The sequence below is a fragment of the Geodermatophilus sp. CPCC 205761 genome (assembly GCF_051383655.1).
GTDB lineage: Bacteria > Actinomycetota > Actinomycetes > Mycobacteriales > Geodermatophilaceae > Geodermatophilus.
Genome location: NZ_JALPKQ010000032.1, coordinates 57,294 through 64,490 on the forward strand (window position 1 = coordinate 57,294; position 7,197 = coordinate 64,490).

Here is a 7,197-nt window from a genome sequence, read left to right on the forward strand (position 1 = left end):
GAGGATCGGCAGACGTGGCTGACCCCGTCCGGATGCGGATGAGCCGGACGGCGTTGCTCCCCGTCGTCCTGCTCGTCGTCTGCGTCGTCCCGCTGGCCTTCGCCGCCACCTGGACGCTGGTGTTCCTGCTCGTGCCCGTGCTCGTCGGCGCCTGGGTGGTCCGGGTGGGCGTGGACGTCGGCGACGAGGGGATCACCGTGCACTCCCTGACCGGGCGGCGGCTCGTGCCGTGGCCGGAGCTGGCCGGCATCCGGATCGGCCGGCGCGCCGACCTCTGGCTGGTCACCACGGCCGGCACCGAGGTGCGGCTGCCGGTGCTGCGGGTCGGCGACCTCCCCCGCCTGGCCGCGCTCTCCGGCGGCCGGATCCCCGATCCCGCTTAGTACGCGTCGACGACGTTCTGCAGCGGCTTGCCGGCCAGGACCCGCCGCACCTGCGCGACGACGGCGGCGGCCGCGCGCTCGTTGGTCTCCGGCACCATGCCCGCGACGTGCGGGGTGAGCAGCAGCCCCGGGGCCTCCCACAGCGGGTGCCCCTCCGGCAGCGGCTCGGGATCGGTGACGTCGAGGGCCGCGCGCAGCCGGCCGGCCCGCAACTCGGCCAGCAGCGCCCCGGTGTCGACGACGACGCCCCGTGCGGCGTTGACCAGCAGGGCGCCGTCCGGCATCGCGGCGAGGAAGGCGGCATCGACCAGGCCGGCCGTCCCGGGGGTCACCGGGACGATGACGACGACGACGTCGGCCTGCGGCAGCAACCGCGGCAGCTCGTCGGTGCCGTGGACGCCCTCGCGCGCGGTGCGGGCCACGTAGGTCAGCTCGACGTCGAAGGGCGCCATCATCGCGCCGACCGTGCGGCCGATGTCCCCGGCACCGACGACCAGCACCCGGGCGCCGACGAGGGAGCGGTACGTGACCGGAGTCCAGCGGCCGGCGGCCTGCTCGCGGACCAGCTCGGGGAGGCCGCGCTGCGCGGCGAGGACCGCAGCCATGATCCACTCGGCCGTCGAGGGTGTGTGCGCGCCCCGGGCGTTGCACAGGACGACGCCGTCGGGCAGCCGGCCGGCGAACCGCTCGGCTCCGGCGCTGAGCAGCTGCACCAGCCGCAGCCGGGGCAGCGCCTCCACGAACCCGTCCTGCGGGCCGGTGCCGCCGCCGGGCACCCACACCTGGGCCTGCGCGGCCTCCCCGGACGGCGGGCCGTCGGCGGGCCGCACGCGGTGCGCCCGCACCCGCGGCGAGATCCCCTGCACCGCGGTGGCCAGCGCCGTGGAGGGGACCAGGACGTGCAGCGTCTCGTCCGGGCCGACGATCCTGTCACCGGTGATCTCGGGAGGCACGGGCTCCGACTGTAGGCCCCCTCCCAGCTCGCGCACGTACTGTGCTGGGGGTGGGACGGCGCGGGCGACGGGCGGGCGTGGGAGCCGGCACCCTGCTGCTCGGCGCCGTCCTGACCGGGTGCGGCGCGGACGGCTACGAGCCCGCCGGCCCGTTCCGCCCGCTGCCCGAGGACCCGCCGCCGCAGGTCGGCCCGCCCGCGGACCCGACCCAGCCGCCGGCGCCCGGCGACCCCGCCGACCCGAACTCCGGCGAGCAGGCCGGCGACCCCAACGTCGTCGCCTCCGGGCTCACCGTACCGACCGGACTGGTCGTGCTGCCCGACGGCACCGCGGTCGTCGGCGAGCGGGACAGCGGCCGGCTGCTGCAGGTCTTCCCGGACCGCTCCCCCGCCCAGGAGCTCATGACCGTCCCCGGCATCGACGCCGCCGGCGACGGCGGCCTGCTGGGGCTGGCGCTGTCGCCGACCTTCGACGAGGACGGCCTGTTCTACGCCTACGTCTCCACCGCCACCGACAACCGGGTGGTGCGCTTCCCCATCGGCGGCACCCCGAACCCGGTGCTCACCGGCATCCCGCGCGGCGAGGTGCACAACGGCGGCGGGCTGGTCTTCGGCGTCGACGGCAGCCTGTACGTCGGCACCGGCGACGTCGGCGACCCCGCGCTGGCCGCCGACCCGGCGTCGCTGGCCGGCAAGGTCCTGCACGTCGACGTCTTCGGCCAGCCGGTCGGCGGAGGCCCGGTGCACAGCCGCGGCCACTCCGACGTCACCGCGCTGTGCCTCGGCGGGGAGGACGCCCTGTTCGCCACCGACGAGGCGGCCCAGGGCCCCGACGCCCTCGACCGCGTGGTGTTCGGCGGCGACTCGGGCCCCGGCCCGGGCACCACCGACCCGGTGGTGGACTTCCCGGCCGAGGAGGGCGGCCTCGGCGGCTGCGCGATCGGCGGCCGCACGGCGTTCCTCGGCGCGATGGACGGCCGGCGGGTGCACGTCGTCGAGCTGGACGGTGCCGGTGCTCCCGTCGGCGAGCCGGCCGAGTTCCTCACCGAGCGCTACGGCCGGCTGCGCACCGTCGTCCAGGACGGCGACGGCGCCCTGTGGATCACCACGTCGAACCGGGACGGCTTCGGCACCCCGGTCGAGGAGGACGACCGCGTGCTGCGGGTCCTCCCGCCCGGCGGCTCGGCCGACTCCCCGCTCTGACCTCGCGGTCCTCCGGGGAGGACCGCGGCTGCTCAGCCGGCGAGGACGCGCTCCTCGAGCATGCGCTTGACGGTCGCCGCGTCGGCCTTGCCGCGGGTGGCCTTCATGACCGCGCCGACCAGCGCGCCGAGGGCCTGGACCTTGCCGCCCTGCACCTTGGCGACGACGTCCGGCGCCCCGGCGATCGCGGCCTCGACCGCGGCGACCAGCTCGTCGGACTCGCCCATGACCGCCAGTCCGCGCGCCTGCACCACCTGGGCGGGGTCGCCCTCGCCGGCGAGCACGCCGTCGAGCGCCTGACGGGCGAGCTGGTCGTTCACCGTTCCCTCGGCCACCAGCCGGGTCAGCTCGGCCACCTGCCGCGGGGTGACCGGCAGCTCGGCGAGCTCCACGCCGGCGTCGTTGGCCCGCCGCGCCAGCTCGCCCAGCCACCACTTGCGGGCGTCCGCGGGCGAGGCGCCGGCGGCCACCGTGGCGTCGACCAGGCCGAGGGCACCGGCGCCGGTGAGCCACGCCATCTCGGTCGCCGACAGGCCCCACTCCTCCTTGAGCCGCGCGCGCCGGGCGGCCGGCAGCTCCGGCAGCTCGGCGGCCAGCTTCTCCACCCACTCGGCGTCCGGCGCGACGGGGACGAGGTCGGGCTCGGGGAAGTACCGGTAGTCGGTGGCCTCCTCCTTGCTCCGCCCCGGCGACGTGCTGCCGGTGTCCTCGTGGAAGTGCCGCGTCTCCTGCAGCACCCGCCCGCCGTCGTCCAGGACGGCGGCCTGCCGGCGCATCTCGTAGCGCACCGCCCGCTCGACCGAGCGCAGCGAGTTGACGTTCTTGGTCTCGGTGCGGGTGCCCCACTCCAGGCTGCCGATCGGCGCCAGGGAGGTGTTCACGTCGCAGCGCAGGCTGCCCTGCTCCATCCGGACGTCGGAGGCACCGAGGGTCTGGATGATGTCGCGCAACTCGGTGACGTAGGCGCGGGCCACCTCGGGGGCCTTGGCGCCGGTGCCGGGGATCGGCCGGGTGACGATCTCGACGAGCGGGATGCCGGCGCGGTTGAAGTCGACCAGCGAGTAGTCGGCCCCGTGGATGCGCCCGGTGGCGCCACCCACGTGCAGGTTCTTCCCGGTGTCCTCCTCGAGGTGCACGCGCTCGATCTCCACCCGGTAGGTCTCGCCGTCGACCTCGACGTCCAGGTGGCCGGCCGTGCACAGCGGCTCGTCGTACTGGCTGGTCTGGAAGCCCTTGGGGATGTCCGGGTAGAAGTAGTTCTTCCGGGCGAAGCGGCACCAGCCGGCGATCCGGCAGCCGAGCGCCAGCCCGATCCGGATCGTGGCCTCGATCGCCGCGGCGTTGGCGACCGGCAGGGAGCCGGGCAGCCCCAGGCAGACCGGGCAGGTCTGGGTGTTGGGCTCGGCGCCGAAGGTGGTGGCGCAGCCGCAGAACATCTTCGACGCGGTGCCCAGCTCGACGTGGGTCTCCAGGCCGATGAGCGGCTCGTACCGGGTGAGGACCTCGTCGACGTCGACCAGGCGGTCGCCGGTCTGGGTGGTGGTCACGGGGTGGTGTCCTCCTTCGAGGCGGGGCGGCCGGGACCGGAGGGGCTGGTGCGGCCGGAGAACCACGCACCGGCGGCGGTCACCAGGCCGAGGACGATGAAGACGGCGAAGAACACCTCGCCGGTCGCGATCCAGCCGACCAGGCCGACGAGGACGACGAACCCGGTGAGGGCCCAGGCGGCCTTGAGTGCCCCGTTCACGCCGCGGCCCGGTTCGTGAGCTCGTCGAGCAGCCGGTGCCCGCGGGCGGCGTCCAGCGCGGCCTCGACGGCGGCGGCGACCCGGTAGCAGCGGTCGTCGGCCAGCGCGGGAGCCATCACCTGGAAGCCGACCGGCAGACCGTCGGACAGCCCGCACGGCACCGAGATGGCGGGCAGCCCGGCGAGGCTGGCCGGCAGCGTGCACAGGTCGGCGGCGTACATGGCCAGCGGGTCGTCCACGCGGGCACCGATCGGCCAGGCGACGGTCGGGCTGGTCGGGCTGACCAGCACGTCGACGTCGTCGAACGCGGCGGTGAAGTCGCGGGTGATCAGCGTCCGCACCTTCTGCGCCTGCCCGTAGTAGGCGTCGTAGTAGCCGGCCGACAGCGCGTAGGTGCCCAGGATGATCCGGCGCTTGACCTCGGCGCCGAAGCCCTGCTCGCGGGTGAGCGACATGACCTCGTCGAGGTGGTGGGTGCCGTCGTCGCCGACCCGCAGGCCGAAGCGCATGCCCTCGAAGCGGGCCAGGTTGGACGACGCCTCGCTGGGGGCGATCAGGTAGTAGGCCGGCAGCGCCAGGTCGAAGGACGGGCAGGAGACCTCGCGGACCTCGGCGCCCATCCCCTCGAGCAGCGCCACGGTCTCCTGCACCCGGGCGAGCACGCCGGGCTCATAGCCCTCGGCGTGCCCGTCGCCACCGAGCTCGCGGACGACGCCGACGCGCAGCCCGGCGAGCTCGCCGCGGGCCCCCTCGCCGGCGGCCTTCACCACCACCGGCACCGGCGCGTCGATGCTGGTCGAGTCGCGGGGGTCGTAGCCGCCGATCGCCTCGTGCAGGACCGCGGCGTCGAGCACGGTGCGTGCCATCGGGCCGGCCTGGTCCAGGCTGGAGGAGAACGCGATGAGGCCGTACCGGGAGACCGAGCCGTAGGTGGGCTTGTGCCCCACCAGCCCGGTGACGGCGGCCGGCTGGCGGATCGAGCCGCCGGTGTCGGTGCCCAGCGCCCACGGCGCGAGGTGGCCGGCGACCGCCGCCGACGACCCGCCCGAGGAGCCGCCGGGGATGCGCTCGGGGTCCCACGGGTTGCGGGCCGACCGGTAGGCGGAGTTCTCGGTGGAGGAGCCCATGGCGAACTCGTCCATGTTGGTCTTGCCGAGCAGCACCGTGCCGGCGTCCTTGAGCCGCGCGGTGACGGTGGCGTCGTACGGCGGCCGCCAGCCCTCGAGGATCTTCGAGCCGCTGGTGGTCGGCACGCCCTCGGTGACGAAGACGTCCTTGAGCGCCACGGGGATGCCGGCCAGCGGCCCGAGCTCCTCGCCGGCGTTGCGCGCGGTGTCGATCGCGGCGGCGCGGGCCAGCGCGGCCTCGGCGTCGACGTGCAGGTAGGCGCCGAGGACGTCGTCGGCGGCGGCGATGCGGTCGAGGTGCGCCCGGGTCAGCTCCACGGAGCTCACCTCGCCGGCGGCCAGCAGCCGGCCGAGCTCGGCGGCGTCGAGGCGGGTCAGGTCGCTCACTCCGCATCCCCCAGGATCTGCGGCACGCGGAAGCGGTCGTCCTCCGCGGCAGGCGCACCGGCGAGGACGACGTCCCGCGGCAGGCTCGGGGTGACGACGTCGGGGCGCGTGACGTTGGTCAGCGGGACGGCGTGCGTCATCGGCGGCACGTCCTCGGCCTCGGCCTTGCCGACCTGCGCCACCGCGTCGAGCACCGCGGACAGCTGCCCCGCGAAGTGGTCGAGCTCCTCGTCGGTCAGGGACAGCCGGGCGAGGCGGGCCAGGTGGGCCACGTCCTCCCGCCCGAGTGCGGCGGCGTCCTCGCGGGATTCCTTCGGGGAGGGGGTGCTCATGTCGGGGCGGGACTCCACTTCGGCGGCTCCGGGTGAGCGTTCCTCACCACGTCTGCAACCCAGCCACTGTACGTGGGGCACACCGCGGCCCGGTCCGGTGGCGGAGGCCTCACCCGGTCCCGGCGGGGGCCGCTCGACCGCCCGCACGTCGATGCGGGAAGCTGGTGCCGCCCACGATCGACGGAGATCGGCCCGTACCTCGCCTCGGAGGGAACCGTGTCCTATCTCCTGCGTCTGGTCGTCCCTGACCGCCCCGGCATCCTCGGGGCGGTCGCCACGGCCCTCGGCACCGCCGGCGTCGACATCGTCTCGGTGGACGTGCTCGAGCGCGGCGGCGGTGTCGCCGTCGACGACATCGTGGTCGACCTCCCCGCCGACCGGCTCCCGGACAGTCTCATCACCGCCGCCCAGGCGGTGGACGGCGTGCAGGTGGAGTCGCTGCGGCCGTTCGCCGGCCCGCTGGACACCCACCGCGAGCTCGAGCTCCTGGAGTCCCTGGCCCGGGCCGCCGAGGGCACCGCGGTGAAGCTGCTCGCCGCCGAACTGCCGCGGGTCTTCCACAGCGGTTGGGCGGTGGTGCTGCACGGCGGCGACGACCGGCCGTGCGAGGTGCTGGCCGCCTCCGACGCCGCGCCCACGTTCGACGGCATGGTCCTGCCGTGGCTGCCGATGCCGGCGCCGCAACTGCTGCCCAGTGACGAGGAGTGGCTGCCCGACCGGTGGCGCGACATGGCCATCGAGATGATGGCCGCGCCCTTCGGCACCGACCGGACGGCGGTGGTGCTCGGCCGGTCCGGGGGGCCGGTCTACCGCCGGTCGGAGCTGCTGCGGCTGGTGCACCTCACCGGGATCGCGGCCAGCGTGGCGCACCTGCCGCCGGCCTGACCTCCGGGTCGCGGGCCTCGCGCCGCCGGTCCCCTGCTGCGGCCCGCGACTCGCGCCTCGGCACTTCCGGGATCGATGGTCCCGCCGCGCAAGCCTCGCCCGTCGGTGGTCACGAGGCCCTGACCTGGCGTTACGTGTCCACAGGCCTTGCCCGGTCGGGTGTTCGAACATATGATCGAAG

8 protein-coding genes are annotated in these 7,197 nt (G+C 75.4%); 3 read left to right on the plus strand and 5 right to left on the minus strand.

Features of this window, described 5'->3' with window-relative positions:
* The first annotated feature begins 14 nt into the window (after nucleotides 1–14).
* Complete coding sequence (locus MY526_RS18480; protein WP_436691715.1) at nucleotides 15–383, plus strand: PH domain-containing protein; 369 nt, start codon at nucleotides 15–17, stop codon at nucleotides 381–383.
* On the opposite strand, the gene MY526_RS18485 is transcribed toward MY526_RS18480, so the two are convergent.
* Nucleotides 380–1,336, minus strand: a complete 957-nt coding sequence (locus tag MY526_RS18485) for a 2-hydroxyacid dehydrogenase (RefSeq protein ID WP_436691714.1) — start codon at nucleotides 1,334–1,336, stop codon at nucleotides 380–382. The genes MY526_RS18480 and MY526_RS18485 overlap by 4 nt on opposite strands.
* A 77-nt stretch (nucleotides 1,337–1,413) precedes the next feature.
* On the opposite strand from MY526_RS18485, the gene MY526_RS18490 reads away from it, so the two are divergent.
* Complete coding sequence (locus MY526_RS18490) at nucleotides 1,414–2,538, plus strand: PQQ-dependent sugar dehydrogenase (protein ID WP_436691713.1); 1,125 nt, start codon at nucleotides 1,414–1,416, stop codon at nucleotides 2,536–2,538.
* A gap of 32 nt (nucleotides 2,539–2,570) precedes the next feature.
* Here the strand turns inward: MY526_RS18490 and gatB are convergent, their stop codons facing one another.
* From gatB to gatC, 4 genes are read right to left on the minus strand one after another with little or no spacing between them, the layout of a single operon-like run.
* Nucleotides 2,571–4,085, minus strand: coding sequence for an Asp-tRNA(Asn)/Glu-tRNA(Gln) amidotransferase subunit GatB (gene gatB, locus MY526_RS18495; protein ID WP_436691712.1), 1,515 nt, complete (start codon nucleotides 4,083–4,085; stop codon nucleotides 2,571–2,573).
* Nucleotides 4,082–4,285 (minus strand): hypothetical protein, encoded by a 204-nt coding sequence (locus tag MY526_RS18500; protein ID WP_436691711.1) that lies wholly within the window; start codon nucleotides 4,283–4,285, stop codon nucleotides 4,082–4,084. Before MY526_RS18500 ends, gatB begins: the two co-directional genes overlap by 4 nt.
* Nucleotides 4,282–5,799: an Asp-tRNA(Asn)/Glu-tRNA(Gln) amidotransferase subunit GatA gene (gene gatA, locus MY526_RS18505; protein ID WP_436704775.1), complete on the minus strand. Its 1,518-nt coding sequence runs from the start codon at nucleotides 5,797–5,799 to the stop codon at nucleotides 4,282–4,284. Before gatA ends, MY526_RS18500 begins: the two co-directional genes overlap by 4 nt.
* Complete coding sequence (gene gatC, locus MY526_RS18510; RefSeq protein WP_436691709.1) at nucleotides 5,796–6,131, minus strand: Asp-tRNA(Asn)/Glu-tRNA(Gln) amidotransferase subunit GatC; 336 nt, start codon at nucleotides 6,129–6,131, stop codon at nucleotides 5,796–5,798. The genes gatA and gatC overlap by 4 nt, the downstream gene beginning before the upstream one ends.
* 216 nt (nucleotides 6,132–6,347) lie before the next feature.
* On the opposite strand from gatC, the gene MY526_RS18515 reads away from it, so the two are divergent.
* Nucleotides 6,348–7,016 carry an ACT domain-containing protein gene (locus MY526_RS18515; RefSeq protein WP_436704776.1) on the plus strand — a complete coding sequence of 223 codons (669 nt, stop codon included), beginning with the start codon at nucleotides 6,348–6,350 and terminating at the stop codon, nucleotides 7,014–7,016.
* Nucleotides 7,017–7,197: the final 181 nt, after the last annotated feature.

Excerpts from the sequence above, each read along its gene's own strand:
- gatC (WP_436691709.1), bottom strand. The coding sequence starts at position 6,131 with ATGAGCACCCCCTCCCCGAAGGAATCCCGCGAGGACGCCGCCGCACTC.